The sequence below is a fragment of the Cupriavidus sp. GW823-FHT07A04 genome, from assembly GCF_058794615.1.
In genome coordinates this window covers 44,003-69,648 of sequence record NZ_JBXAHA010000033.1, presented here as the reverse complement: position 1 = coordinate 69,648, position 25,646 = coordinate 44,003, and the positions used below count along the sequence as shown (strand labels likewise).

31 protein-coding genes are annotated in these 25,646 nt (G+C 63.3%); 2 read left to right on the top strand and 29 right to left on the bottom strand.

Annotation, left to right across the window (positions count from 1 at the left end):
• Positions 1 to 161: 161 nt before the first annotated feature.
• Positions 162 to 443 (bottom strand): excalibur calcium-binding domain-containing protein, encoded by a 282-nt coding sequence (locus AC1Q7Q_RS38240; protein WP_492373622.1) that lies wholly within the window; start codon positions 441 to 443, stop codon positions 162 to 164.
• Between the two features lie 204 nt (positions 444 to 647).
• Between AC1Q7Q_RS38240 and AC1Q7Q_RS38235 the strand changes: the two genes are divergently transcribed.
• Positions 648 to 1,220 (top strand): hypothetical protein, encoded by a 573-nt coding sequence (locus AC1Q7Q_RS38235; protein WP_492373621.1) that lies wholly within the window; start codon positions 648 to 650, stop codon positions 1,218 to 1,220.
• 58 nt (positions 1,221 to 1,278) lie between these two features.
• Here the strand turns inward: AC1Q7Q_RS38235 and AC1Q7Q_RS38230 are convergent, their stop codons facing one another.
• The 27 genes from AC1Q7Q_RS38230 to AC1Q7Q_RS38100 form a co-directional block, all read right to left on the bottom strand.
• Entirely contained in the window at positions 1,279 to 1,536 is a 258-nt protein-coding gene (locus tag AC1Q7Q_RS38230) for a hypothetical protein (RefSeq protein ID WP_492373620.1), read from the bottom strand.
• Positions 1,533 to 1,934: a hypothetical protein gene (locus tag AC1Q7Q_RS38225; RefSeq protein WP_492373619.1), complete on the bottom strand. Its 402-nt coding sequence runs from the start codon at positions 1,932 to 1,934 to the stop codon at positions 1,533 to 1,535. Before AC1Q7Q_RS38225 ends, AC1Q7Q_RS38230 begins: the two co-directional genes overlap by 4 nt.
• Positions 1,931 to 2,212, bottom strand: a complete 282-nt coding sequence (locus AC1Q7Q_RS38220) for a phage holin family protein (RefSeq protein ID WP_492373618.1) — start codon at positions 2,210 to 2,212, stop codon at positions 1,931 to 1,933. The genes AC1Q7Q_RS38225 and AC1Q7Q_RS38220 overlap by 4 nt, the downstream gene beginning before the upstream one ends.
• Before the next feature lie 12 nt (positions 2,213 to 2,224).
• Positions 2,225 to 2,806: a glycoside hydrolase family 19 protein gene (locus AC1Q7Q_RS38215; RefSeq protein ID WP_492373617.1), complete on the bottom strand. Its 582-nt coding sequence runs from the start codon at positions 2,804 to 2,806 to the stop codon at positions 2,225 to 2,227.
• A 77-nt stretch (positions 2,807 to 2,883) separates the two neighbouring features.
• Complete coding sequence (locus tag AC1Q7Q_RS38210) at positions 2,884 to 3,591, bottom strand: hypothetical protein (RefSeq protein WP_492373616.1); 708 nt, start codon at positions 3,589 to 3,591, stop codon at positions 2,884 to 2,886.
• A gap of 35 nt (positions 3,592 to 3,626) precedes the next feature.
• The gene (locus tag AC1Q7Q_RS38205; protein WP_492373615.1) at positions 3,627 to 3,944 is read right to left on the bottom strand and encodes a hypothetical protein; all 318 of its coding nucleotides are present in this window, start codon (positions 3,942 to 3,944) and stop codon (positions 3,627 to 3,629) included.
• Positions 3,944 to 7,102: a TipJ family phage tail tip protein gene (locus tag AC1Q7Q_RS38200; RefSeq protein WP_492373614.1), complete on the bottom strand. Its 3,159-nt coding sequence runs from the start codon at positions 7,100 to 7,102 to the stop codon at positions 3,944 to 3,946. The genes AC1Q7Q_RS38205 and AC1Q7Q_RS38200 overlap by 1 nt, the downstream gene beginning before the upstream one ends.
• Before the next feature lie 64 nt (positions 7,103 to 7,166).
• On the bottom strand, positions 7,167 to 7,754 hold the full coding sequence (locus tag AC1Q7Q_RS38195) for a tail assembly protein (protein WP_492373613.1): 588 nt from the start codon (positions 7,752 to 7,754) through the stop codon (positions 7,167 to 7,169).
• Positions 7,755 to 7,806: 52 nt separating this feature from the next.
• Positions 7,807 to 8,517, bottom strand: coding sequence for a C40 family peptidase (locus AC1Q7Q_RS38190; RefSeq protein ID WP_492373612.1), 711 nt, complete (start codon positions 8,515 to 8,517; stop codon positions 7,807 to 7,809).
• A 1-nt stretch (position 8,518) separates the two neighbouring features.
• On the bottom strand, positions 8,519 to 9,220 hold the full coding sequence (locus AC1Q7Q_RS38185; protein ID WP_492373611.1) for a phage minor tail protein L: 702 nt from the start codon (positions 9,218 to 9,220) through the stop codon (positions 8,519 to 8,521).
• The gene (locus AC1Q7Q_RS38180; RefSeq protein ID WP_492373610.1) at positions 9,217 to 9,813 is read right to left on the bottom strand and encodes a tail fiber assembly protein; all 597 of its coding nucleotides are present in this window, start codon (positions 9,811 to 9,813) and stop codon (positions 9,217 to 9,219) included. Before AC1Q7Q_RS38180 ends, AC1Q7Q_RS38185 begins: the two co-directional genes overlap by 4 nt.
• An 8-nt stretch (positions 9,814 to 9,821) precedes the next feature.
• On the bottom strand, positions 9,822 to 10,712 hold the full coding sequence (locus AC1Q7Q_RS38175; protein WP_492373609.1) for a phage tail protein: 891 nt from the start codon (positions 10,710 to 10,712) through the stop codon (positions 9,822 to 9,824).
• A 3-nt stretch (positions 10,713 to 10,715) separates the two neighbouring features.
• Positions 10,716 to 11,054 (bottom strand): phage tail protein, encoded by a 339-nt coding sequence (locus tag AC1Q7Q_RS38170; protein WP_492373608.1) that lies wholly within the window; start codon positions 11,052 to 11,054, stop codon positions 10,716 to 10,718.
• A 22-nt stretch (positions 11,055 to 11,076) separates the two neighbouring features.
• Positions 11,077 to 14,607, bottom strand: a complete 3,531-nt coding sequence (locus AC1Q7Q_RS38165; protein ID WP_492373607.1) for a phage tail tape measure protein — start codon at positions 14,605 to 14,607, stop codon at positions 11,077 to 11,079.
• A 1-nt stretch (position 14,608) separates the two neighbouring features.
• Entirely contained in the window at positions 14,609 to 14,854 is a 246-nt protein-coding gene (locus AC1Q7Q_RS38160; protein WP_492373606.1) for a DUF1799 domain-containing protein, read from the bottom strand.
• A gap of 62 nt (positions 14,855 to 14,916) precedes the next feature.
• Positions 14,917 to 15,243 (bottom strand): phage tail assembly chaperone, encoded by a 327-nt coding sequence (locus tag AC1Q7Q_RS38155; RefSeq protein WP_492373605.1) that lies wholly within the window; start codon positions 15,241 to 15,243, stop codon positions 14,917 to 14,919.
• Complete coding sequence (locus tag AC1Q7Q_RS38150) at positions 15,243 to 15,902, bottom strand: phage tail protein (protein ID WP_492373604.1); 660 nt, start codon at positions 15,900 to 15,902, stop codon at positions 15,243 to 15,245. The genes AC1Q7Q_RS38155 and AC1Q7Q_RS38150 overlap by 1 nt, the downstream gene beginning before the upstream one ends.
• Positions 15,903 to 15,964: 62 nt before the next feature.
• Complete coding sequence (locus AC1Q7Q_RS38145; protein WP_492373603.1) at positions 15,965 to 16,318, bottom strand: DUF3168 domain-containing protein; 354 nt, start codon at positions 16,316 to 16,318, stop codon at positions 15,965 to 15,967.
• Entirely contained in the window at positions 16,315 to 16,833 is a 519-nt protein-coding gene (locus AC1Q7Q_RS38140) for an HK97-gp10 family putative phage morphogenesis protein (RefSeq protein ID WP_492373602.1), read from the bottom strand. Before AC1Q7Q_RS38140 ends, AC1Q7Q_RS38145 begins: the two co-directional genes overlap by 4 nt.
• The gene (locus AC1Q7Q_RS38135; RefSeq protein WP_492373601.1) at positions 16,830 to 17,159 is read right to left on the bottom strand and encodes a phage head closure protein; all 330 of its coding nucleotides are present in this window, start codon (positions 17,157 to 17,159) and stop codon (positions 16,830 to 16,832) included. Before AC1Q7Q_RS38135 ends, AC1Q7Q_RS38140 begins: the two co-directional genes overlap by 4 nt.
• Positions 17,159 to 17,695 (bottom strand): head-tail connector protein, encoded by a 537-nt coding sequence (locus AC1Q7Q_RS38130; RefSeq protein WP_492373600.1) that lies wholly within the window; start codon positions 17,693 to 17,695, stop codon positions 17,159 to 17,161. Before AC1Q7Q_RS38130 ends, AC1Q7Q_RS38135 begins: the two co-directional genes overlap by 1 nt.
• A 2-nt stretch (positions 17,696 to 17,697) precedes the next feature.
• Complete coding sequence (locus AC1Q7Q_RS38125) at positions 17,698 to 17,919, bottom strand: hypothetical protein (RefSeq protein ID WP_492373599.1); 222 nt, start codon at positions 17,917 to 17,919, stop codon at positions 17,698 to 17,700.
• A 75-nt stretch (positions 17,920 to 17,994) separates the two neighbouring features.
• Positions 17,995 to 19,326, bottom strand: a complete 1,332-nt coding sequence (locus AC1Q7Q_RS38120; RefSeq protein ID WP_492373598.1) for a phage major capsid protein — start codon at positions 19,324 to 19,326, stop codon at positions 17,995 to 17,997.
• Positions 19,327 to 19,389: 63 nt separating this feature from the next.
• Positions 19,390 to 20,322 (bottom strand): S49 family peptidase, encoded by a 933-nt coding sequence (locus AC1Q7Q_RS38115; RefSeq protein ID WP_492373597.1) that lies wholly within the window; start codon positions 20,320 to 20,322, stop codon positions 19,390 to 19,392.
• A gap of 23 nt (positions 20,323 to 20,345) precedes the next feature.
• Positions 20,346 to 21,605, bottom strand: coding sequence for a phage portal protein (locus AC1Q7Q_RS38110; protein WP_492373596.1), 1,260 nt, complete (start codon positions 21,603 to 21,605; stop codon positions 20,346 to 20,348).
• A 185-nt stretch (positions 21,606 to 21,790) separates the two neighbouring features.
• Positions 21,791 to 23,461 carry a terminase large subunit gene (locus AC1Q7Q_RS38105; protein WP_492373595.1) on the bottom strand — a complete coding sequence of 557 codons (1,671 nt, stop codon included), beginning with the start codon at positions 23,459 to 23,461 and terminating at the stop codon, positions 21,791 to 21,793.
• Positions 23,462 to 23,464: 3 nt separating this feature from the next.
• A complete protein-coding gene (locus AC1Q7Q_RS38100) occupies positions 23,465 to 23,923 on the bottom strand; it encodes a terminase small subunit (RefSeq protein ID WP_492373594.1) in 459 nt (152 codons plus the stop codon).
• Between the two features lie 218 nt (positions 23,924 to 24,141).
• Here AC1Q7Q_RS38100 and AC1Q7Q_RS38095 point away from each other — a divergent pair, with 218 nt between their 5' ends.
• The gene (locus AC1Q7Q_RS38095) at positions 24,142 to 25,254 is read left to right on the top strand and encodes an FRG domain-containing protein (protein ID WP_492373593.1); all 1,113 of its coding nucleotides are present in this window, start codon (positions 24,142 to 24,144) and stop codon (positions 25,252 to 25,254) included.
• On the opposite strand, the gene AC1Q7Q_RS38090 is transcribed toward AC1Q7Q_RS38095, so the two are convergent.
• Positions 25,251 to 25,634 (bottom strand): HNH endonuclease signature motif containing protein, encoded by a 384-nt coding sequence (locus AC1Q7Q_RS38090; RefSeq protein ID WP_492387288.1) that lies wholly within the window; start codon positions 25,632 to 25,634, stop codon positions 25,251 to 25,253. The genes AC1Q7Q_RS38095 and AC1Q7Q_RS38090 overlap by 4 nt on opposite strands.
• Positions 25,635 to 25,646: the final 12 nt, after the last annotated feature.

The following is a 25,646-nucleotide window of genomic DNA, read 5'->3' as shown; positions in this document are numbered from 1 at the left end:
GCAGGCGGGTTAGCATGGCAGGCAATGTGCATCGACATCCTCATGATGGTCTCCGACGTTGTCATCGACGCTTTGATCGTAGACCATCCGCAAGCTCACTGGCGCGCAGCTACGGCCGCCTTCAGCCAGGTGTCACACGTCGCGCGCTGACTCAGCGCCATCTACGAACACTGCAGTGGCGGCACTTCGCAAGGGATGCCATCGTGGTCGCCGTCAATCTTCACGCCAGGGCAATTGCGCAGGTAAAAACGAGCTTCCTCGCATGAGGTCATTTGGCTGCAGTGCTGCTTCCCCTGGCATTGAAAGGCAGGCGAAGCAGCAGGAGGTGCTGTCGCTTCAATCATGGGTTCGGCAGGCTGAGCAGCTTGCTCTGCCTTGGGCGCTTGCTTGAAATAGAACCAGGCGGCAGCCGCCGCGACGCCGAGCAATAGAAGCTTGTTCATGTGACCCCTTCGCTTTGTGCGAAGGATGCCACATTTTCTCATCTATCGGATAGTTAGCTGATCTATCGGGATCCATAGCGGACGCGCAGCTTTGTGCGGCCCTACCAGGCCGAGCGGATAGATGTCGACCCGATACCGCCGCGCGCCGCGATGCTGGCTAGCTTCCACGCTAAAGTTTCAATCTGCGCACACCGTTATGCGTGCATGAAATTGCCTATCATCGCCCTTCGTATAGCTGCGCTCTTGTCAATGCTGGCTATTTTTTCACCTGCCCCGGCCTTCACCGTAGATGGTTGGCGTCTAGGTATGACAAAAAGAGAACTCCACGATAGAGGGCTTCTCCGCTGCATCAATCATCCGCGTCAATCGGGGCTTATTCAGTGCGCCGCAAAGTCGCCACAGGCGCAGGTGGATCAAGTCCTTCTTAGCATCGACGGAAAGTCCGGCCGACTCGTAGGCATCGACTATCGCCTTTCCCAGCTAAAGGTTAAAGACCTCAACGATTTGTACTCAATTTTGCACTTGTCCCGCTGTGAGGTCCGCAATACCGGGGTGGGCATTGGATGGCGGGAAAGTTGCTTTGAGTTACCAGACCGGATGCGAACAATCACCACGACACCAAAGCTGAATGATCAGGAGCGTCCCCCGCCGTTAGGCCCAGATTACTGGCAGGTCGAGGCATCATTCAATCCCCGCACAGTTGCCCTTCAACGGCAATTGATCGCAAAAAAGCTCGCTGATGAGGCGCGGCTGCGCAGCTTCAACCCCTCCAGATAGCGGTAGCCCCCCCCCCCGACGCTCCGTCACTGCCGCTTGAATCCGCGCGACTGAGCTCTCATTGGCAAGCCGCCACCGCCGCCGCCAACCTGACCTCGTAAGCTGCCCGCTGCTGCACCTCCACGAGGGCCGCCCGTCCCTTTGTGAAGACGTCCGCCACCAGGTCAACCTGGTCGAGCGCCCAGACCGGTCGCTCCACCGACGCCACCTTGCAGGACACCGCCACCGGCACCTCCACCGTCTTCGTCTGCGTGATCACCTGCGGCGCCGCGGCACAGCCCGCCAGCAGCACGCCCACCACCAGAGCGCTCTTCATCGCCCGGCCCTCCGTTCCTTGATCGCCTCGGTGAGCAGCTCGTCCAGCGAGCCGCACAGGTCGGCCGGATTGGACGGCGGCCGGCGCGCTAGGTCGGCGGCCCTGCCCTCCGCCGCCGCGGCGCGGCCCTCGGCCTGGGCCAGTGCCGCGGCTGCCTGGCTCGCGCGCTCTGCCGCCACCGCCTTCAGCGCCGCCATGGCGCCGTTGGCCTTATCCACGTCGGCAGCACACCGCTCATTGGCATCCCGCACCCGGCCGGCGCGCTCGGTGGCCGCCTGCAGCGCCTGGCCGGCGGCGTCCGCGCGCGGAGCAAAGTAGAGCAGGTTGGCCAAGACCACCGCGAGCACGGCGCCGAGCAGCACCGACAGCCCGCAGGCGCCCCAATTGATCGTCTTCATTTCCCAGCCCCCTGCCGCAACTTGCGCTTCAGCCACACCTCGATGTACTGCGAACCCACAATACCCAGCCCACTGCCGATGCCATAAAGCGCCAGCGGCGGCAGTTCAGGAAACTGGATCAATCCCACGCCGGCAATCATCGACGTGGCCGCGCCAAGCAGCGCCCGGCCCATGATCAGCCGGAATGTCAGGTGTTCATCGCTCACAAGCAGCTTCCCCAGGGCAATCATCGCGCCCATTACGACCAGCATTGCCAGGCTCTTTTCGTGCTCTTGCATGTACCCTCCCCGCTATCCCTTGATGAATTGCTTTGCGCGCGCCCAGCGCTCCCGGCGGTCGGCCAGCCCATTGGTGCCACCGTTGATCCTGCGTGTCAGCGCTTCAAAGGCGCCAGCATCAGCCAGCGCGTTCAGGTTGCGCACGTCCCAGAACCAGCATGCCGAGCGCGCGGCCAGCGCATCGCCCTCGAGCATTGCGGGCGCGGCCTCCAGATCGAAACCGAGCGCGGCGCCGCATGCGCGGTAGTTCGCGCGCCCGGTGATCTGGATGAGTCCCCGACCCATGAAGCGCTTGCCGTCGCCAGGCCGGCTGTTGCCTAGCTCGAATGGCTTCTGGTTGCGGCTGGTCCTGTCCGCCGGCGGCCATGCTGCCGAGAAGTCGCGCTCGTAGCGCATCTGCGCTGGCGTCAGGCCCCACAGCTCGCGAGTGAGTGAGAAGCCCAACGACTCATGACCGGTCTGCGCAATCCACGCGGCCACGCGCGCCGGCGTCAGGATCCCGAACTCGAACAGCGCCGGCTCGACATGTGGCCACCAGCGCGCGGCGAGCGCGGGCGACAGGCGGGCGGCGGCCTGGAAGACTTGTTGGTCCATATGGACTCCGGAAAAGAAAAAGCCCGCGCGAGGCGGGCATGGAGAAGTCACACGCGGAAGTCTGCGTGTCGTTCGTATCAGCCGAAGGGAATCGGCACGTTTGCTACATCAATGAGCGTGACAGTCGGAGGGTTCTGGCAGTACACGAAATCCCCCCAAGGCGCCGCGCCGTAGTCTGTGTAGCCAGTCCGGACGAACTCGGCAACGAAGCCCGTGCCGAATACCCGTAGCGTCTCAAAGGTGTTGTCCACCGTCGAAACTTGGGTCTGCGATGCCTGGAAGCCGAGGCGCGGAAACGAGAGATTGCCCGCATAGCTGCTAGCGGGGTAGCCAAGCGCCTGGAGCTGAGGATTGAACCCGCCGCTACCCTGATATGCCTCGAACAGACCACCGCTGAAGCTGGGGCGTGGCAAGCGCACGGCCCGCAGCACGCGCATCGGCGCCCGTCCGCTAGTGAAGGTCAAGCGGCCGGTCTCGTCGTAGGTCTCCAGGCCGACCCTGCCCGCCGGCGTCATGAAGTCAAATACGTAGTAGGGAATCTTCAAGCTCGGGGCTGTGGTCTGCCCGACCGCGTAGTAGAACGTCCAGGCACCTCCGGAGCGACTGACCTTACGCAGCCCGATTTGCCAGGGCGACACCCCGAAGAACACGATTGGGTTCGAGCCATAGACCTGCACAGCCACCTGCTTGTAGGCCCTATAGCCGGACTCGAAAATCGTCTCGGAAGTGATGTAGCCTGACTTGCTGAGACCCATGCTCATTTGCGATGAGTCGATCAGCAGCACGCCGTCTGTGTTCCACACCTGCAACCCTGCCCGCATCAGTACACCCCATAGAGAATCGTGCAAGGGATCGGCGTGAATGGGCGAGAGGCCCCGTCATACCCATTCACACTGAATGACCAGGTTAACGTGTTGCCAACCACCTCGGCTTGCGGCACCGTGTAAATGCTTGTCGGCTCGGAATCCGTGACGTCGGGCAGCACCATCACAAAGCCAGCGCCATCCGCGAAGCGAGAGTCCACCAGCGACCCGTTGCTTACCACGCCGTCAAGCCGACCGAGAAAGCGAGTGCACCGGCTGGTGAGGTCAATGATCAGGTTGCCGTTCTCATCCCATGTCTGGAGACCAACCGTCATCACCAGATCCCCAAACGCACTGCAAGCCGCCCGTTGCTGTAGTAGATCTGCGTCAGCGTGCTGGTGTCGACACGGCGCCCCCCGGCACCCGTCCCATTGTTCTCGAAGGTCCCGGCCTTGTTCAGCCGCCACCCCACCTGCCCGGACACGAAGTTGTCCGACTGGATGGTGCTGCCGATCATGGCATTGGTGATCCAGCCGGTGCCGATCAGCGCCTGGTTCATGAACACCTGGCCGCCCTGGATCACAAACGGCGACGTGATCACGCCGTTGACGAGGTTGATCAGCGCGAAGCGATCTGCCTGGAACAAGACCTGCGATTGCACCGGACCCGCCTCATTGCTGATGCCGATAGCCATGCCGGCACCGTAATATTTGCCGTCGGCGGTCACCCCCACCTTGATGGTGTAGGACGCCGAGATTTTCCCGTCGAGCGCCACCATCGCCGAAGCGGTTGTCTGCACCAGCGCGGTGTTCGCGCCAATCGACGCCTGCAGGGTGCTTTGCTGCTGGGCTAGCGCAAGGTCTGCTTCTTGCTGCAACGACTGCACAGAGACGATGCCCGCGAAGACCTGGGTGGAACCCGCATAGTCCTCCGTACTTCCAGCGAACGGCGGCGAGATGGTGTCGATCGCGGATACCAGATCCTGCGCCAGCTGTGTCTTGCCAATCTGCCCGGCCAGGTAGTCGAGAATCTCGGTAGCTTCCGAACTGCTCTGACCTTGCACCCCGGCCCCTGCTGGATACCACGCGCCGATATTGCCACTCCTGTCTACCAGGCGTGCCCAGAAGAAGAATCGAGCGCCCGCGGCCAGCCCCATCATCGTGTGCGTATTCTGCGGGAATGCGAAATCACCAAGCTTGATCGCACTGTCGCGATCGCTGGACTGGCTGTACCAGATTTCAGTGCGCTCGACGTCCAGCGGACCCGTTGGCATTCCCCAGTCCAGCCTGATACCAAAGACCAGGCCTGTCGCGATCAAGCTGGTCACCACCGGCGGCGGAGAGGTCTTGCCCTGCAGGATGGTCTCTGCCGAGTACGCCGGAATCGACGCCACGTCCAGCGCATTGATCGCTCGCACCCGCGCCACGTAGGCACCGGCATAGATGCCCTTGACCTCAACGCTCAGCGATCCGGTCCTAGGCACGCGCACCCACTCGCTGTTGTCGCGGCGCCAGTCCACCTCGTAGGCAATCGCCTTGTCTGCGGCATCCCATTGGATCCGCATGGTGGTGGTCGAAATGCCCTGGTCGATGACGTAGTAGGTCTCAAATCCCACATTGGTCGGCGGTGGCTGGACGGATGGCGGGATCACTGTCACCGGTCGCGTCTCGATCCGAGTGCCGTTGTCGATGTTCGCGTACTTGCCAGGCTCGTGATGCAGCGCGCTGATCTCGCACGCCAAGCCGTCCGCCTCAGACACCGAGAGGATGCGGAATAGCTGCGTCTTCAGCGTCGCGCTATCCACCGCCCAGACCGACTCAGGCAAGATGGCCTCGGTCCAGGCTTCCGACACGGTAACCGCGTCGCCGGTCACCTCCCGTACCGTGCGCGTCTGGGCCACCCCGGATGGAAGGATGGCCGTTAGCGTGTCGCCGGCGGCCACCGCCTCTGCCTTGTCGAGCGTCACGATACGGCCGGCGGCGGAGCGCACACGCCCACCCAACCGCCGCCCGGCCCGGGCTGGGTCCGCCACGCGCACGATCGAGCCAGGGGCCACCAGCGCCGCATCCAGCCCCACCTTGAATGTGACGGTCTCAGTCTCGAGTCGGCTGGTCAAGAGAATCCACTGGCCAGCGCGGTACGCCTGGCCCTGGGAAGTGCAGCCGAACGCGGTCACCTCAATCTGCTGCACCCCATAGCGCGCGATGCCGTCCTGGTCCTCCACGTACTCGATCTTGGCGCGGTAGGCGTCAGCAGGATCATTCCACGACACCAGCGCGACCGTCTTGCGAGCCTTCAGCGCGCTGCCGACATAGGAGAACTTGCCGTCGACAACGTTTGCCGCTGTGAAGGTGTAAACGGGATCGGCCGGCATGTCCGCCGAGGCCACGACAATGCCGGATGCCCAGTAGGCCATGCCCCGGAAAATCGACGCCAGGTCCTGCAGCACCTTGTAGGCGTCCGCACGGCTCTGCAGGTAGCAGTTGCAGGTGAAGCGCGGCTCCTGCCCGCCCCTCCCGTCTGGCACCAACTGGTCACAGTACCGGCCGATCTGGTAGAGCGACCACTTGTCCACCATGGCCACATTGACCCGGTTTCCCAGGCCGTAGCGCGCATGCAGCACCAGATCGTAGAAGACCCAGGCCGGGTTGTCGGTGTAGGCGGTCTTGAAGAACCCGTCCCAAATGCCGCTGTACGCTCGCGTCTCCGGGTCGTAGTTGCTGGGCACGCGGATGATGCGGCCGCGCAGGTCGAACGAGCGCGCCGGCACGTTGTTAAACTGGCGCGCATCGATGCGCAGGCCAACCAACGCGCTGTTCGGGTACCGCAGCTTTGCGTCGATCACTTCGGTGAAGGACTCAATCACGGTTGTATCGGCGATCGTGTTGCTGTTGGCATTTGGCGTGATCCGCCGGACGCGCACCGCCCAGCCAGTCCCGGCGCGCGGCAGCTCGATGCGGTGGCTGCGCTCGTACTTGGTCGTCGTCTTGCCGTCGAAGGCGGTCGAGAGCACCTGCTGATAGGTGCCTCCGTCCCGCGCCAGATCGATAGCGTACTCCACGCGGTACCCGTTAATGTCACCGTTGCTCGTGTCGGCCTTGGACAGCGCCGGTACCGACAGGCGAACACGAACAGCGGAGAGCTGCGTGTTCGTGACGGCCCGCGTCCATGGCGTCGCCGACGTCAGGGTCACGCCCACGCCGGCCTCATTCTCCACCGACGGGAAACCAGGGATGTAGTCCTGATCCTGGGTCCCAACGCGGAAGTCGACAGCGACGTTCTGGAAATTGGCCGAGCCATCCGCGTTCACCAGTGGCGTCCCATTGAGGAACACGCTCTGCAGCCCATTCACGGGACCGCCGATCTCGCCCTCGGACACCAAGTCCAGCACGCGGGCGTAGGCGATCGAGTGCAGGCTGTCCTGGCTTTCCGTAGGCGTGCGGCCTCCGCCGCCGCCCTTGCCACCACCGCCGTAGCCAATGATTTCGCGCATATTCACCACACAAAGGAAAAACCCCGCTCGCGGCGGGGCTGGGTCTGCAGAACTGGGGCACTTACTAGGTCTGGTCCTCGGCGTGGATTCCAGCCGAGATCACGGCGCTGCCGACGATCATGCGCCCGTAGAGCAGCGGCACTGGGTTGCCCTGCGCGGTCGTGTTGACCGGCCCATTGAAGTTGTAGCTGGCGCCGTTGTCCGGTCTGTCCTTCGCGGATAGGCCATTCTGCTGGGGCGAAAGCATCTGGACGACGCCGCCAAACATCATCGCGGCACCGAACTGCATAATCGGGGTGCCCAAACCTCCCCCATAGACCGAGATCACCGCGCCCACAACGACCAGTGCTGCGCCGAGGATGGTCTGGAACAGGCCCGCACGCTTGGATCCCCGAAGGATGGGCGCAATCCGGATCTCGTCGCGGCCCGGCGGGATATGCAATTCATCCTGTCCGATGTTCCGTTTGCCGACGAACACGGCATACGTCAGACCTCGCCCCTTGCTAGCGCTCAACTCTTGCAAGAACCCCGGCAGAAGCACGCCCAAGGCGCGCACCGCCTCCGCCGCGTTTGCCACCACAAGTCGATGGCAACGGCCAAAGCGGGCGCCCAGTGATCCATACAGGCGGATCGTACGAAGTCTTTCAGCCATAGCTCTCAACAGATAATCCAGCCTGTCCAGGCTGGTGAGTTATGCAGGGACATCAACACGCAAGCCTATGCCTCAGCACGCAGCGCGTGATCTCCTGCCAGTAGCCACCGTAGACGTCCCGCGATGACAACCGCCCGTGCAGGTGATGCAGCATCAGACCGTCGCCCAAGTACACCGCTGCGTGGTTCGGTACCGGCGCGCGCAGTTGCATCAGGATCACGTCCCCCGCCAGATCCGGCTGGTCCTGCGAGATCCGCTCGAAGCCCGCTTCCACGTAATGCTGCAGGTACAGGTCCTCGCCGTGCGCCCACCAGTCGTCGCGCCTAGCAAAGTCCGGCAACAGAACGCCGCGCTCGCGCTGATACCAATCGCGCACCAGCGTGTAGCAGTCCAGCACTCCATGCGCGAAAGCGCGCCCCACCAGCGGCGCCTGGTATCCGCTGGGCTCGATGGTTCGCAGGTCGTCGGCGGGCCACGACAAGATGTGCCACGGCAGCCCCGAGGCCTCGCAACTGACCAGGTCGGCCTCGCTCGGCGCGGCCGGCGCATCCGGATGGCTGTGCACCACCGCTACCACCTCCCCGATATCCTCGGCCGCCGCGTAGTCCTCCGCCGGCAGCTCGAAGTGCTCGGTACCAGCAGCGGTATTGCGACAAGGCACGTAACGCTCCCGCCCCTTGACCACCACCACCAGGCCACAGGCCTCGCGCGGGTGGTCCGCCGCGGCGTGCCGCCGGATCGCCTCCAATATTGCTTTCCGCATGTCAGCCTCGCAGCAGGTCCGCCGCCGGGAACGACCCGAAAGGCAGGGGATCGAATTCGCCAAAGCGGCATTTGCACGAAGAGAGACGGCCGCCACACCGATCGCGCGCGGGGTCTGCCACGGGATTGTCGTCTCGGTCGAAGTAGGCCGTGCCGGTGTATCCGCAGTTTGGCCCGCGGTACCCGCCGATCGTGAGCCAGACACACACGTTGGCGACGATCTGCCGGCGCGGCAGCTGCTCGCCATTGAAATCGAGCGCACTGGCCAGCTCGAACGTCACCACCTCGTTCGTCTCGCTGGTCTTCTGCTCGATGTACCAGAGCTCAGGCGGGAACTCCTCACCAGGATCCGCTTCCGAATTGCCCGCCTGGAAGTTCGCCGCATCAAGGTAGCGCCCCAGCGTGCGTCGGCGCGTCACCTTGGCCCCGGCCATATCGTTGAGGAACAGACAGAGCGCGGTGATCGTGCCCTCGACGTTGCCCACCGATAGTGTGGGTGCTGGTTGCTGGCCTTCGCCCGTGCGCGCGAAGCCCTCGGCCTGAATGGGCCAGCCGGCGTACTCCTGGCCCTGCCACCAGATTGGGCCGACCTGCGTGTAGCCATGGAAGCGCAGCACGTCCCCGCCGTGCATCGACGCGTCGACCTCGAACAAGACCACCTCCGCACCTGGCTCCAGGCCTTGAATATCAGCCTTGATGCTCATGCGGCAGGCGCCTCCGGCCACGCGATGTCAGGCCTGGCCAGGTCGAGGCGGTTCAGCGCGACCATATAGCGCTTCCATGCAGTGAGCCGGGCCGACTCTGCCGTTGTCGCCTCCCCGAGTTCGACAGCGAACTGCAGCGGCTCCATCGCCTCCCGTGCCTGCTCGATCCGCTGTGCACGCTCGGCCTGGCCAGCCGCCATCCGCAGCTCCCGTGCTTTGGCCTTGTCCAGCTGCCATTTCCCGCTGACCCAGGCATGCGCAGCGGAGGGCCTTGCCTGCGTGGTCAGGAAAGGCGGCAGTTCGCCCAGGCCGGTGTATTCCTGACCGAGCGAAAACGGCGAGCCATCGGCGGTGCGGAAGAGTGGTTCGGCGCGGTAGTCGGCCACCACCGTCCAGGTGCCATACGGCCAGTTCTGCGGCGGCCGGCCGTTGGAGTCCAGGTATAGGCGGGCGCGGCGTTCTGCGGCAGCCGGTGGCGTGGTTGGCGTAGCATAGCCCGGCACTATGGGCTCCGACGGCTCAAGCGGATTGTCATCGGCCAGGCCAATGCAGAGAAGCTCGCCGGTAATGGGATGGTAGTTGTGGATATCCATGTCGCTTCTCAGTGCTTGATGCAGGCCAGCAACGCAACGTTGCGTGGGCGAGTTTCGGCGCCGCCGGCACTTGTCGTCGGATAATTGTTGCCAACGCTCTGCCCCAGAGTGACAGCATTGCCGGTCTGTGCAAACGAGCCGGTCGGAATGAAGTTTTGGATAAAGTGTAGGTGGCTCTGCAAGTCCATCGCCTGAAAGCCGCCAAACGCTCGCCCGGCGTCCACACCGCGCCCGTCATCCCAGCCACGGATAAACTCGCCACGCAGATCCGGCAAGTTGAAAGTGGTAGAGCCATCGCCAGTACCAAAAACAGTGCCAATCACCGCGAACAGTGCGGCATAAGTAATCCGGGAGACGGCAGCGCCGTTTGCCTTCAGGTATCCCGTTGGCGGCGTGTTACGAGCGAAGTATTCGACCTTCGCCAACATGCCGGAAAGAAGCGCCGTCACCTGCGCCTGCGCAGTCGAGGCGGCTGTTTGGGCGGCCGCTGCGGCGGCCATCACGGCGCCAAGTGCACTGACGACATTGAGCCCATCCGAAAACACGGTGTCGGTTGCGCCCTGAGCAATCGTCACGCCAGTACCACCCGCAGTGCGGAACGTCACCGCGAAGTTGCCTGCGGTGCTGTTGCGCACGATCCATGTCTGCACCGGTTCTGCCGGCACCAACACCTCGCGGTTGCCTGTGATGTTCCCCGTCAGGTCGATGATGCCAGCCAGCGCCTCGGCCGCGCTGAGGGACACTGAACCAGCGCCGCCGGCAATGTCCTTGATCAGCTTCGACTGCACGCGCGTGTAGAGCTCGTCGAAATTGATGTTGCACTTGTTGAACGCGGCGCGTGTGGTGTCACCGTCGGTACCGCCTGGCGCCGTGCCCAGCTTGATGGTTTGCTTTGCCATAGGTCAGGGCCGGAAGGCCTGCTCGAACGTTGCGGAGAGGGTGTAGACGAGACCCGCCTCGTTGCTCGGCGTGTACTCAGCCACCCGGTACAAGCCCTGCACGCCGAGTGGCGGCGTCCAATAGAACGATTTGGCACCAGCGTGCCGGTCGATGAAGTCCTGGATGGCGCCGATAAACGCAGCGCCGCCAGCAAACCGCATCGGCCAGGACTGCGCCTTATTATTGATGCCGTCGGCGACGACCTGTTTGTAGCCGTCGCCGAATTGCGCGCTGCGCGTGCGCAACTTGATGCTGCCTGGCGCGCCTGATAGGCCGCGCCAGATAAAGGTCTCCGTTGCCATTCTTCTTCCTTCTTCCTTCTTCCTAGGCCTGGCCATGCTTCATCTGGTAGGCCAGTCCGCCCTGCCCCCGGAATCGCTTGTCGATTCGCTGGTCTACCATCCTGTTGAAGATGTCGATCGTCAGCGTCCCGTCAGCGCTTTCCGATTTCTGAACCTCCGTTCCCGCCGGCGCTTCGTGGACGTTCACGATTACCTTCGGGCTCCCGCCGCCCAAAGCGGGGTTCGACACCATGTTTCCGGACTGGTTGGGCCGGAACAGCTCAGGCCTGCGCCCGCCAACCGGGCCACCGTCAGCGTAGCCAGGCAGCGCAGCCAGGAGTGCCTTGACGCCAGGACGCGCCGTGGTGGCGGCATCGACCACCCACTCGCCGCGATGGACGATGCCAGCCGGCTCATATTTCCCGCCATCCCCCGTATAGCCGCCATCGGAATAGAAGACGCCAGTGGTGGTGGGGCCGCCGAAGGAACCGGCCACAGGGCTCGCTCCATTGAACGAAGTACTGGCACCAGCGCCAGCCGCAAACAGGCTGCCCACCATACTGATGCCCATCTGCGCCAGGCCTGACAGCGCTGCGCGCGCCTGGATGCGTGCCAGATCCGCGATGACCGATTTAGCGAAGTCGCCGAAGCTCAGCTTGCCGGTCATCGCAAATTTGATGACCGAGTCCTCGAGCCCCTGGAACATGCCACCGAACAGCCGGCTGGTCTGGGCCGCGACGTTGGCCGCATGGTCCCTATAGTCCGCCAGCGCCGCCGTCGCGCCGTTCGTCCAGTCACCGCGTTTCACGGCCAGCTGGTCGTAGTACTGCGAGATGCTATCCAGCGCTGCGCGCTCGGCGTCGTTGATCTTGTCGAGTTCGGTCTGGTAGAGCGGCGTATCGAGCAGCCCCTTGTCGGTCATGCTCCGGATCCAGTCCGTGCGGATGCGGGCATGTTCCCGGTACACGCTCTTGGCCGAATTGAGTTGCTCCTGCGCCTGGCTGCCGAGGCCGAACACGCTCAACTGGCGGTCGTACTGCTCCGCGCGTGCGGCGCCCGACTCGCGCAAGCGCACCGCAACGCCGGCGGCTTGGGCAAGCGCCTCTTCGCCCAATTTCTTCTGCTTCTCAGCCTCCTTGGTCTGCGCCTTCTTCGTCTGCAGTGCGGCCTCAGCCGCGACGTTGGCGTCGAGCTGCGCTCGGATGGCATCCTGGTTGGCCAGCAGGCTCTTTTGGTCGGCCGTCAGGATCTGCTTGGTCTTGATGTCGGCGATCCGCTGCTCGTATTCGGCCCTGGCCTTCTGCGCTGCGGTCAGTTTGTCGTCGCCGGCCAACTGGGCCTGTAGTGCCGCGCCTGACTGGCGCAGCTGGTCCAGATAGCGTGTGGCGTAATCCTCAGCGTAGGCCTTGCCCTTGGCGCCCTTGGGATCCTTGTACCTCTCATTGATCGCTGCGACACGCCTGCTGTATTCATCGGCGGCCATCCCAACCTTGTCAGCATCCCGCTTGAGCTCCTCGAGCTCATCCTTGCGCTGTTCCGCGCGACTCCGAATGGCCTTCGCCTGCGCTGCGAGCCGATTACCAGCGGCAATCTTTTCGTCCTCGAGCTTCTGCTTTCCGCTATCCGCTTCGGCCTTGACGCCGGCGGCCTCCAGGGTCGCTGCCGCGGCCTGCAGCGCCTTCAGCCTGGCTTCCAGTCCCGCGCGGCGGCTGCGCCCCGTGGCAGCGCCTCCTTCCGTGCCCGCAAAATCGGCAGCGCCGCCCGCCTTGGCAATTTCTGCCTGCACGCCTGCGATCTTGCCCTGAATGTCAGCCAGCGTATCGGGCCGACCCAGGCCCAGCATCTGGTCCCATGCCCGCTTCGCAGCGCCCGCCACCGTGTTCCAGCCGCGCTCCAAAAAGCCCAGGTTGGCCAGCACCTGCTCCGAGCGTGTCTTCAGCGCGTCGGCATAGGTCTTCTGTGCCAACGCCGCCGCTTCGTCCTTGCGGCCCTGATCTTCCAACGCCCGGATCTGTTCATAGACCGATGCGGTCAGATAGTGATACTGCTCATTCAGCTTGGCCGACGCCTTGGTGGGCTCTTCGCCGAGCTGCACGAACTTGGCAACCGTGTCATCAACGGCTGCGCCAGTGGCCTTGCTCCAGCTCATGGCCGCGGTTGTGAGCGACTCGAACTGCTCGCCGGCGATCTTGCCCGTGCCGGCCAACTGGGTCAGGACTTCGGCGGCAGCACCTTGCGTGCCAATCGTGGCGCTGACCTTCGCGGCCATCGCTCCGAGCTGGTCCGCCGTCGTGCCCGCATAGTTGCCCGTCGCGATCAGGGCCCTGTTGTATGCCGTGGACTCTTGGCTGCCCTTGTACATGGCATAGGCAAGCACCCCAGCTGCCACAGCGCTGACCGTGAACGGATTGACCAGCCCGACGAGGTAGGTGCCCATGGCGCGCGCCGCGGGACCGACACCGCCGAACATATCCTTCAGCTGCCCACCCTGCTGCGTGAGAATCAGGAATGGATTCTGGCCACCCGCCAGCTGCGTCACGATGTCAGTCATCTGCGCCGGCACCATGCGCATGGCCGCGGCCGTCTGCCGGGCAGATATGCCTGTGCCATCCAGATTCTTGTTCACTTTCGCTAGCTGGGCGATCAGCGGCCCTGCCTGATCACTCACCCCCAGCTTCGCCGCCTGGTAGGCGAGCAACTGTCGCGCCGTCATGCCGGCCGTTTCCGCCTGTTCCCTCAGGCTTGCGACGAACTGCTGTCCCTGGGTTGCCGCCTTCGAACTGGCCCGTGCCAGCGAAGCCTCCGACGCATCCAGCCGCTTCACCGCCGCGTCGTACTGCTCCACCGTCAGGCGGCCTTGATTCCAGAGGGAAATCAGCTTATTGGTCTGCGTCTGAATGGCTTCCTGCGAGGCGGCGCCGCGATTGATGGCGCTGAGCGCGGCGTTCACTTCGTTGATGTCGTTGGCCAGCGCCTGGAAGCTGCGGTTCTGGCTGGTTACCCGCTCACGGTAGCGCGGATTGCCTTGCGCCCCACGGGATGCAGCGGCGAGTTCGCGCTCGGCTGCCGCCGCAGCAGTGGTCGCCGCAACCTGTTGGTTCAACGCACGCGAATGCTCGATCGCCGACGCCGCCATCGCCTTGTGGCGCGCGGCGGCCTCCGCCTCCGTTTCGGCCAGCCTGGCGCTGGCCGAAACGGCCGCCTTCGCCGTCCCCGTCAACCCGCCCATCGCCGCCTCTGTTTCGCGGATCTTCGCTACCAGGGGCTCGTAGACCTCACGCGCGAGACCAGCCGCGACTGCTTTGTACTCGGCAACCTCGGCCTTGGTCTTGCCGAATGTATTGGCAGTGCGCTCCAGGGAGGCAAGCTGCCTCTTCTGCGCCGTGGTCAGCGCTTGCGCCGCCTCGGCCGCGGCCTCGCCCACACCCCGAATGCTGCTCGCAGTGCGCCGCCCGGAGCTGGCGGTCGTGCTTTCCAGGCTCCGGACGGACTGCTCGGCCTGGCGAAACCCGGCCTGCATGGACGAGACGTCAGCACCGACCTCAAGTGTGGCCTTACCGATCACGTCAGACATATTATTCCCCGCACATTTCCGCCAGGGCGGCGTTCTCCATCACGCGCACGGCCTCGAATAGCAGCGGGCGCGCCGCCACATCGATACCGGCCATGTCCATCACGACCGGCAGCGCTGCATAGTCCAACCCCACCGGGCCGCCCATTCCTACCCGCCACTGCGTCCCCATTTGGCAGAACAGGAGAAAGGCGTCCTCGTTCTCCGGCCATAGCTCGATCGCCGCCGGCGCCACGTCCTCGACCGTCAAGCCCAAGGCGGCTAGTTCACCAGCCGGAGGCTCTTTCCAATAGAGCGTGCGCGCAGCGGCGATCAGTTTCCCCGTCTGGCCTGCGTGAGCGCGCCCGTGTAGGCCTCGAAGATGGCCTGAGCCGCCGAGTGGTAGTTCTGCAGCAGTTGGCCAAGTGCCACCTCGGAGAACTCAGCATCAACATCGACCCAGCCGGCGACGATCTCCAACAATTGCGTCGATTCCTTCTCGTCGGAATTCGCCGCACGCTCGAAAAAGGCCTTTGCCTCGTCGCGTGTCTTGTGCCGGAAGATAAGGCGCAACTTCGCAGCCGGCTTGCCCGGCACGGCGATGACGACGGCGGCTTCGAAGGTCGGATCGGGGTTGAGCTTGAAGATGTTCTTGGACATTAGGCTTGCACTCCGCTGTAGCGAGTGGGCTGGCCGGTCAGCGACAGCGTCACCGTCTGGGTCATGGCTTCATTCTTGGTCGCGCTCGGCATGTCGGTCATCGACACATAGGCGCGGTAGTAGATCAGCGCGCCGCTGGGCAGCTGGAAGCGGATCGCCCGCGGCTCGCGGTCGTCACTGGCGGCCTTCAACACAGGGTATTGAGGCAGCGTATCGTCGTCGGCGATCGTCAGCGCGATGGAGCGTGCGCTGCGCTGGGTCGGAATCTGCTGCTCGTCGCCGATGTCCTCGAGGAAGGAATAGTTGTAGAACTGCTGCTCGCCGCCGGAGCTCGCCGAGTTCAGCACCTGGGAGATCGGCATCCATGCCGTCACCTTGCGCACCGAGCCGGCGCCGCCGCCAGCCGGAAAACGCTTGGTATCGGTGGTATCCAGGCCTTCGAGAGCGAACTTGCCAGCGTCCGTAGTGACAACACGCGCCACCCGGCCGCCGACGCCCGACCAGCCCGACATGATCTCGACAATGTCGGCGTTGGTCAGGCCGTGCGCGGCCGATGTAGCCACCGGCGGCTTGGCATTGGTGATCGCTGACACCGTGCCCGCTCCATCGTAGGCGGCCGCAATGGAAAACACAGCTCCGTTCGGAAGACGTACCGTCATGATTGACTCCAGAAAAAGAAAAAGCCCGCCAGGGCGGGCAACAGTTAAAGCCTGAATGGGCTTCAGTCGGCGAACCAGATCGAGAAATCTTGCATGGCGCCGTACATGCCGGTTTGCGGCTCGCGTGTCGCCAGGGCGCCATTGAGCACGGTGGCTTGCAAGACGGGATGGCCTTTCAGTAGATCCTCGACCTGGCGGATCAAGCGGCTCGCCGCAAGGCGGGTTGCCGCCTGAACATCGATCTGGAAGCGACCGTTCTTCTTGTCCGGCACGCCGGCCAGGTAGTTCAGCGGCTTGCCGCCAACTTGCTGGAAGACGATGAAGGGCAGTGGCGTGCCAAGCGGAGCGTCATCGAGATACACCCGGCCGTCGACCAGCCCGGACAGCGCCAGGACAACGTCACGCTCGACGGTCATGCCATCACTCCCACATCAACTTCGTTGCCGAAGTCATCGACCACAGTGCGGCTTAAGACTTGCTGCATCCGCTCTGCCGCGCGCTCGCGCATCGCGTCCACGGCAGCCTGAGCGCGATCGAACGAGCGTCGAACGAAGCCGATGGCCGGCGCGCGCCCCACCCGTACCTTCACGCCGTTGCGCCGCTTGACGATCCAATGCCCGTACTCAATCAGGTGGCCGTGCGGCGCCTTGGTGTGATTCCAGCTGATCTGATAGAAGGCTCTGCTCTCGTCCGACTTGTCCTTCACATAGACGCGGTAGATTGCGTTACGCAGCTGGCTCGGTGTCACCTTCACACCATTCTTGCGGGTGAACGCTTCCCCCTGGTACACCGGCGCGTTCCGCCGTACCTCTTCGTAGAATACGAGTGCGCCGGCATGAGCCGCCGGGCGCACGACGTGCTGCTTGACATCCTCCTGCAGTCGCTCCAGCGCGGCCAGCGGGCTTTCGATCATCTTCATGTCCAGCTTCATGGGCGTTTAGCTCCGGTTTCGCACACCAGGTCAGTGAACTCGCGCTTCCCCTCATCCGGCAGGACGGCACGGATGTCGTAGATCGTGGTGCCGTGCACGATGCGCATGCTGGCGTCGATTCCCGTGCGGTAGCGGATCCGGACGCTCGCCTGCACCACGGACGCGGCTGCGTCCCCTTTGATTGACTCAAGGCCGCTCTTGTGGGCGATGTTGGCCCAAAGCTTGGTCACATCGGACCATGAAGCTGGGTCACGTTGATTGAGCTCGTCTCGGCCTGGGCCAGGGCGCTGCAGCAGCACCCGGGAGCGGAGCTTCCCGGCTTGCATCAGAACCTCGGCGGTTGAGATAGCGGCACGAGCAGCGCATCCGCGTAGCTGGCAGGCATCTCTGCCACCGCCTGCCCTTTAATGAGCAGCTCACGCTGGTCATAGGCCCACGCGGCAGCAAGCAGCAACCACCCCTTGATTGCCGGGAATTTCTTCATATCGATGCCCGCCGTGTACACAACTGCTCCCGTCGCACCCACGAAAGCCGGCGCGTCAATCACGCTTTCGCGCCCCAGTTGCCTCAGTGCATATTGCTCAGGCGCCACCAACTCGCCATCCACAGTGACCGACTCGATCTCGATGGCCTGCCCGAGCGACAGCGGGTAGTTCGCGAGCGACGGCAGGATGTCCCGATAGCGCCCCATTCGGATCGCGGCGCCGGTCCTGTTTTCCGCCAATTGGCGCGCTGCCGGAATGACCAGGTTTTCGATCAGGGCATCTTCGTCGTCGCCGTCAACACGGCACCACACTTTGACCTCTTCGAGCATCAGTGGCTCCGCGCTGTCCGGCAGATACTCCATAAGGACTGCGGCCATGTCTACGCCCCACTCGATCCAGGCCGCCCGTCAGAAGCCTGAGCCGCGCCATTGGACCTTTTGGTGGTTGCTTCCTTAGTGGTTGCATCCTTGGGCGCCGAATACTCCTCGGCGGCACCAGTCTTGAGATAGGGCTGCGCCGCCTCGGGCTCGTCAAAACCAGCAATGTCCCCGGGCGTGTAGGGGCCGCTGGGACGAACGAACTTGATAAGTGTCTTGGCCATACGGCCTCCAAAGTTGGGAAGTGAGGGGGACGCAGCCAGGAAGCGATGCACTCCGCTTCCTGGCTGCATTGGCGCTTACGCGCCCCAGGTCACCTTATCCATCACCGCCAGTGACTCCACGTGACGCGGCCCGAAGTCGTGCTTGGCGATCACGCGAATGAGCGTCTGGTCGCGCTGGAAGGCGCTGACGACATCGCCGTTGCTGTCCTTGTAGGTCGCTTCCTTGCTGTAGTCGATCATCAAGGTCTCATCCTCACCTATGAAGCAGTCCGCAAAGTCGGCGAAGTAGATCTCCGACTCGTTGCCGCCTGTTCCCAGATTGGCCGGCACCTGCGTCGTCCGGCCAATGGGGTATCCCTTGATCTGGCCTTCGGCCATCTCCGAGTACGCCTTATTGCCCTTGCCGTCCTTCAGGCCCTCCAGGAAGCGGAAGGTACGCGGCGACATGATCCAGCCCGGCGTCACCAGATTGGCATCGGCCATTTCCAGCAACAGGATCAGCGCGTTCAACGCGTGCTCGATCGCCTGCAGGCGCGCAATCGGATCGGCGATGGCACTCAGATCCGGCGCCGCCCGCACGTTGCCAGGCCGCGCCCAGAAGCGCAGGCCCTTGGGCAGGTTGCCTGTGCCATTGTCGCGAATGAACGCTTTGTCCTCGCGCGCCGCCACCGCTGCCGTCAGGTCGTCCACCACCATCCGATCGACGTTCGGGTTCACACCCGAGTAAGACAGCAGGTCGTTGCTGATCGGCACCAGCGCTGCCATCTTCTTGGACGACAGTTTCAGATCATCGAACTGCTGACCCGTCACCGGAGCATCGGAATCGCTGCCGATGTAGCCGACGGTAGCGCCGCCCTTCAGGCGTGGAATCGTCAAGTTGCCGTTCTGCAGCGGCAGGCTGCGCGCGCCGAGGCTACGCACCACCGAACGTGGACGGAGCAGCTCGATCACCTCGGACGACAAGTTGGCCGGCACCAGGACGCCGCCCGCGGAAGGATCCAGGATATTGAGCGAAGCCGCCACGTCCTCCCCGAAGCCCCGATCGAGAGCAATCTGCGCCGCCACGCGGTTGTCACCGCGCGCTGCTGCCAGTGCGCGCACCATGCGCGCAACCTTCGCACCCGGCACCTCCGGCGCCTGCGGCCTTGCCGGCACAGTCCTGTTGCTGCCACCGGAGGCCAGTGCAGGCGCATCGACCACGGGTACCGCAGCGGCAGCGTTCATGCGCTCCGCGGCCTCGGCACGGTCGATCTGCGCCGTGAGGTCATTAAACTGGGTGGTGAGCGCGGAAAACGTGGTTTCTTCTTCAGCCGTCAGTTGGCCGCTTGCCGCTTCCTTGGTAGCCAGCGCCTGCACTTGATCATTGATCTTTGCGCGTTCGCTGCGTAGCTCGTGTACTTTGGGCATGCTGATGTAACTCCATAAAAAAACCGCCCGAAGGCGGCTAAGTGGCTCCTTCCGCGAACGCGGTCAAAGTCGATTCTGCGTATCCATCGCGGCGGCGCGAGCCGCAACGCTGCGGCGTGCCGGTGTGCGGCTCGCGCGCCCGGTGGCCACCTCTGCCGCGATCCGGTCCACGGCCGCTTGCGGCGACTCCACGCTGTCCGCCAAGCCCTGCGCCACAGCTTTGGCGCCGAAGTACACACCGGCCTCAGTCGCCTGGATTTTCTGCACGCTCATCCCGCGGTTGCGCGCCACCCCATCGGTAAACTGGCCATACATGTCCATCACCATGTCCTGCAGAAAGCTCAGAGCCGTATCGGACAAGGGCTCCGCCGAACTGAGATCGTTCTTGCGAGCACCGGCATAGACGGAAGTCATCTTGATTCCCTCAGTGTCCAGCTTGCGGCTCAGGTCCACATGGCGCGCGATCACGCCGATAGAACCGACGCCGGATGTCTGACTCACAATCAGGGTGGAGGCCGCGCTGGCGAGCCAATATGCGGCCGAATAGGCGCTGAAATTCGCAATCGCCGTAATCGGCTTCACGCCGCGCGCCGCAGCAATCTCGTCGGCCATCTCCGCGCAGCCCAGCGCGGCGCCGCCCGGGCTATCGATGTCCATGACAATGTGCTCGACCATGGGGTCGTTCAGCGCCGCGCGCAGCATGCCGCGGATCTGTTCGTAGCTCGTCATGGTCTCGCACGCGTTCAGGTGCGCGCTGCGCGACACCAGCACGCCATGCACGGGCAGCACATAAACACCACTCTCCGCTGCTGAGGCACGGCGGCGGTCGTCTGCCGACGCTGCGGGAGCGGGCTCATCGCCCCGATATGCGCCTGGCTCCGACACCGTGTTCGATCCCGCTACATTGATGATGTTCAGGCTCAATGACCGATTGGCCCACGATACCGCCAGGTCAAGCATCTGTTCGGTCACGGCCTGCGGCTGGTTGAAGATCATGCTGGCCAGACGAGTTTGATTTTTCATGCAAGTGCCTTTGCTATTTCGTCAAGGTGGGCCTGCTTCGGTTGCGTTTCCGGCGGCGGCATCGCCAGCGGCTTCGTGGCGTCGATCATGTTCAACGGCTGCAGGTAGACATCCCCGCCAGACACGGGCGGCATGTTCTCCATCCGCCGGATGTCGTTGATCGACAACCACCCCCACTGCCGGCCCACCGCATAGGCCGCGTAGCGCGCGGTGATGTTGCCGCGCAGCAGCCCCCCGATGTTGAACTCGATGAAATACGCATCGCGCTCCTTTTCCCCCAAAAAATCCCGCTGCATGGCCTGCTCATGCCGACGCAGCCATGGCATGCAGGTGTAAATCACGAACTGGATCTGAAGGTTTTCCACGTTGTTGTACGTGGCCCCTTCCATGCTGCCCGTCATCGGCAATGGCATCTTGTAGATGCGCGCAACCGTCAGGTCGGTCATTTTGAGCGCGGCGATCAGGTCCGCGTCGACGTTCGAGACCGTCAGCGGCCTGAACGTCATACCTTCTTGCAGCAGCGCCACCTTCCCCGCGTTGCTGGCGCCGCCATACTTATCGACCCAATCGTCAGTCAATCTGTCGATATCCGCCTGCTCCTTGATCGCTACCGCCTCCCGGGGACGCTCAAGCACGCCAGATAGCGCCGCGCCATGTACAAAGGACTTGCTGGCATACTCGTGAATTGCCTGCGTGTAGCCAATGGCGTTGGCGTGCAGCATGATCGGCGAAGCCCCCACGTAGCCGTCACCGAGCGAGAACCACCGCACATGGTGAATCTGTGAGCGCCCGACGGGATCCGCACCGCCAATGCGGTAGTACGGCATCAGGTCCGGCCCTTTCAGGACGGTCACTTTGTCGGGGCTGACGGGATAGAGCGCCTTCAGTTCGCCGCCCGGCTCTCGCTCCATGACGCTGTAGGCATTGCCACGCAATCCCAAAGCCATCTGGCCTTGCTCGCGATACTCAAACGGGGTCTGCCACGGGTTCGGCGCGTGTCGGAGAATCGTATAGAGCGGATGGTCGCGTGCCACCTCCCGTCCGCCGTCCGGGAGACGCCGGTAGATGTCTACCGGCAACTGGGCCACGGTCTCAGCCAGACTCGACACGCAGATCTGCACCATCGGCAGCGCCAGCGCCGTCATGTCCGTCACCATCTGGCCAGAGGCCGATCGGCGCCCGCCCAGCAGGCTCGACGTCCAGCCCACGCTTGTCCCTGGCGTTCGAGCGCCGCCCAGCTCTTTCTGGAAGAACACGCCCTACCCCCTGTCGCCTGCCGTGGTCGCCCGTACGGCCACAGCCCGATCCGCCAGATAAGCCCATCCCAGCAGCGACACACCCGCCACAATGAAGCCAGCCGGTACGCTGATCAGCGCGACGCCAGCCACCAGCGCGGCAAATCCTGTTACCCCTGCACAAGCTGATGCCCACGCAAGCTTGGTCATATTCTGACTCCCATTTCATAGATGCTTTTCTGGCTGACTGCGGACGGATTGTGGGCCATCAGAGATACCGCGTCGAACAGTGCCATCAGCGGATCTATTTTGGCGAAGCCTGACGCCTGCTTCGTGATCAGCACCGCATTACCGCTCGGCACCACCTTGGCATTGCCCACGCACCAGGCCATCATCGGCCGGCCACCGTGTATCAGACTGCCTTCGGCAAGCTTCCGCTCGGTCGTTTTGATCGTGCCGCCCAGTTTCCAGCCCTGCGAGATGCCGACTACCAATTCCTGCGGCACTCCCGCGGCGACGAGTGCATCGAGGACCGCGCCAATGCCGCTCGGGTCGACGCCGATCTTGTCGAGCAAACCGGATTCGTAGACCTCCGCCACGATGGCAGCAAGCTGCTCGACGTCTTCGCCAATGCGCTGCACCAGCACCAGGTCGCCATCCTTCTCGAAGTCGAGAAAACGCGGCGCCTCGGATTTCCGGCGCTCCAACACCGATGGATGTGCCCAGGCCATGCACCACGCCAGCCAGTTGCCGGTCTCGATCTCGCGACCGACCGCAGCCAACCCTAGCAAGTCGTCCAGGCCGCCACCATCGATGCCAACGGCGATCACCTCGCAGCGCGTCAGCAGCTCCTGCAGCGTCAGGCCGGGCCTGCCCTGCGCTTCCCAATGGTCTGCGCCGGCCCAGCGGTCCGATCGCAATCCCAGGCCAATCTCCACGTTCAGGTGCTTGGCCAGGAAGCCACGCACCGAGTCCTCTCCGGCCTCTTCCGCCTTGGTGAGCTCCCGCTCGAGGAACTCGTTGTCGACGGAAGCCCCGAGATTCGGGTTGGTGATGTAGAAATACGCCTTCTCTCGGTGTTGCTGCGCCTTGAGCATGCTCTCGGGGAACTCATAGAGCACCGGCAGGAAACGCCTGTCGTTGATCCGACCGTCGCGCACGCCGCGGGCGTACTGCAGCTTCTGGCGGAAGACGCCCGCCGGCGGCTCATCCGATTGCGTCGACAGGAAGATGGTGAAGCCTTCCGGGCGAGAGGCCAGGCCACCTGTGGCCTCCCGGAGCATGTTCTCGGCGTTCGGCCGCTTGCCGAACAACCACAGTTCGTCAACGAGAACCCCGGTTGCCTTCTTGCCGCCCACCGTCTCGTTGTCTGCCGCCACCACCTTCAGGGTGGCGCCGGTGCCGCGGTGCGTGATCGTGCGGTAGTGATCCTGGACCTGCAGCAGGTCAGACAGTTCATCGTCGGCGCGCACCATGTCGCGCGCCGGGAAAAACGAGTTGTTGGCGATCTCGATAGTTGGTGCCAGGATCAGGAACTCCGCCGAGTTGCGCCAGTTGCGCAGCAGCGCGGTCAGCATGATCCCTGCCGCATCGGTCGATTTGCCGTTCTTCTTGCTGATCAGCAAGAAGAACTCTGTGATCAGCCGGCGGCCAGCCTCCGGATCGTACGCACCGAAGATCGACGAGACGAAGTCCGTTACCCAGGACCGCGATACCTCGCCCATGGTCGGGCTGCTGGGCGCGTCGACCATCCGCAGCGCGCGGAAAACGTCGAGCGCTGACGCCGCCTCTCCCGGGAAGAGCGGCGGAAACGGAACCAGCGACTGGCCATCGACAATGCGCGCTTCCCAATCGGGGCAAGCAGTCGTCCACTCCATGCTTTAACCCCTGCTCGATACGAGCCGCGGCGGCGGCGGCGCGCCGAACTTGCCGCTGCCGGCTGCCCGCGCCGCCTTCTCCTTCTCTTCCTTCTTGCCGCCCTCGCCCAGTTTGTGGTGCACGAACGGCATCAGCGCCTTGGCGGCGTCAATCCGCTGCCGGGGATCCAGCTCGAGATCATTCATGGCCGCCTTCAGGAACGCCTTCGGGTCATCGTGTTGCAGCGCCAAGGCAAGGTTGAATGGCTTGGAAGATGGCGGCTCGGCGGCCGCAGGGGCCGCGGTCTTCTCGCCCTCCTTCCGCTCCTTCAGGTACTCGACCACCTTGGGATCTTTAACAAGTCGGGATCCAGCCGCCGACGCTGTTTTCGCGCTGTAGCCCGCCGCGATTGCCGCGTCCCTGTTGGATTTCCCGGCGAGAACGGCATCGGCAAACAGCTTCCTCTTGCCTGTTAATGCCATTAACAAATCTCCGAAAGGGGAAAAAATTCTGCGCGTGAGGGAACGGGTGGTCTGGGATTGAGCGTGCCTCCAGAATTTACCTCCCCCCCCCTAGAGACACGAGACAGCCGCGTGGTCCCACTCACGCCCCCGCGACGTGCGCCAAGGGTGCGCAACGCCCCCCAAGCACAAGGTAGTTTTGCCTTCGTTTAGAATTTCTCGATTCTAAGGAGGGGTATATGAACGGTCAGTGGATTGGGACATTTCAAGGATCTACCAAAGGGGAGATCATCGTGGAGATAGATGAAGTCAAGAACCACTACGAAGGACGCGCCTTCCTTCATGTGCAGGGCGAGAATCTGCCAAGTGCGGTTGCGTACTTCTCAACCCCCGACAAGTCCTTGAATTTCCAAGTGACGGCGATGTGCAAACCCATCCACCCCAAAACAAGCATGCCATGCGAGTGGGACGACATCTCCGCTCAATATCCTGGCGCCTTCTTCTCGCCTCAGGTAGTGGTCAAAGGAAAGCAGACAAAGAGTGGACTCTCGCTTGCTTGGCATAGCCAACTGAACACCCATGGGAAAGCAAGGCTACTCCCGTCCAAATCGGCATCGAAATCTGCCTATCCTGCCAAGAACATGTCTTGGGACGATTTCAAGGAGCACGTCAACAACCTGACTAATCACTCTTTCGTATTCCGTGGCCAAAGGAAGCCATGGAGACTGCGGACGAATTTCCACCGAACCGGCCGGGCCAACCTTGCCCGCTTTATCGCAGAGGACATCCCTACCCTCTACCGGCACCTCAGTACGCGAACCCGGCATGTCTACAACTTGGAAGTGCCAGATCAGAACGGCGCCTTCTACAATCTCGTGCAGCATCACGGGTACCCCACTCCGTTGCTCGACTGGAGCTCTTCCCCATACGTAGCAGCGTTCTTCGCATTCCGCCGGGTCACAGGCTGGGACGTCAGCAATGCAAAGGAGGGAGATTGCATCCGAATTTTCAAGTTCAATGCTGACTTGTGGCGAAGGGATTGGAATCAGGTAGTCCGCCTAGACATGCCAAAGCCTCATTTCTCCATCATGGAGTTCATGGGAATCGACAATGAGCGCATGATTCCGCAGCAGGCCCTTTCAGCCGTTACCAACATCGACGACATAGAGAGCTATATACAAACGCGGGAGTCAGAGTCTGGGAAGCAATATCTTGACGTGATAGACATACCAATCACAGAGCGCCCAAAAGTGATGAAGGAGCTTGAGCTTATGGGCATTACGGCCGGCGCCCTGTTCCCCGGGCTCGACGGGGCTTGCGAGCAGCTTCGAGAGCGATTCTTTCAAGCTTAGCGACCCGACAGTTCCCTTGCATCGTCGCGCTGTTTGGCGCCGCTATGGTGGGTCACGCAAAGCGGCTGCCAGTTCTGCTTGTCCCAGAACAGCGTTTGGTCCCCGCGGTGCGGCACGCGGTGGTCGACCACTGTCGCGTATGGCAACAGCACGCGCTTGTCGGCGCACTCCAGAATGACGTCCTCGATGCTGGTGGCAATAATGCCAGCGGCGCGCAGGCAGTACACGCAGAAAGGATGCACCTGTAGGTAGGCCGCGCGCTCTTTCTGCCAGCGGTACCCATAGCCGCGCTGCGTCGACGTCTGCCCGCTGGTGCGCCAGGAACCGGGCTGCAGCACCGGCAGCCGGACAGGCGCGCTTGTAACGCGGCTTCCCAGCATAGGTAGCTTTCG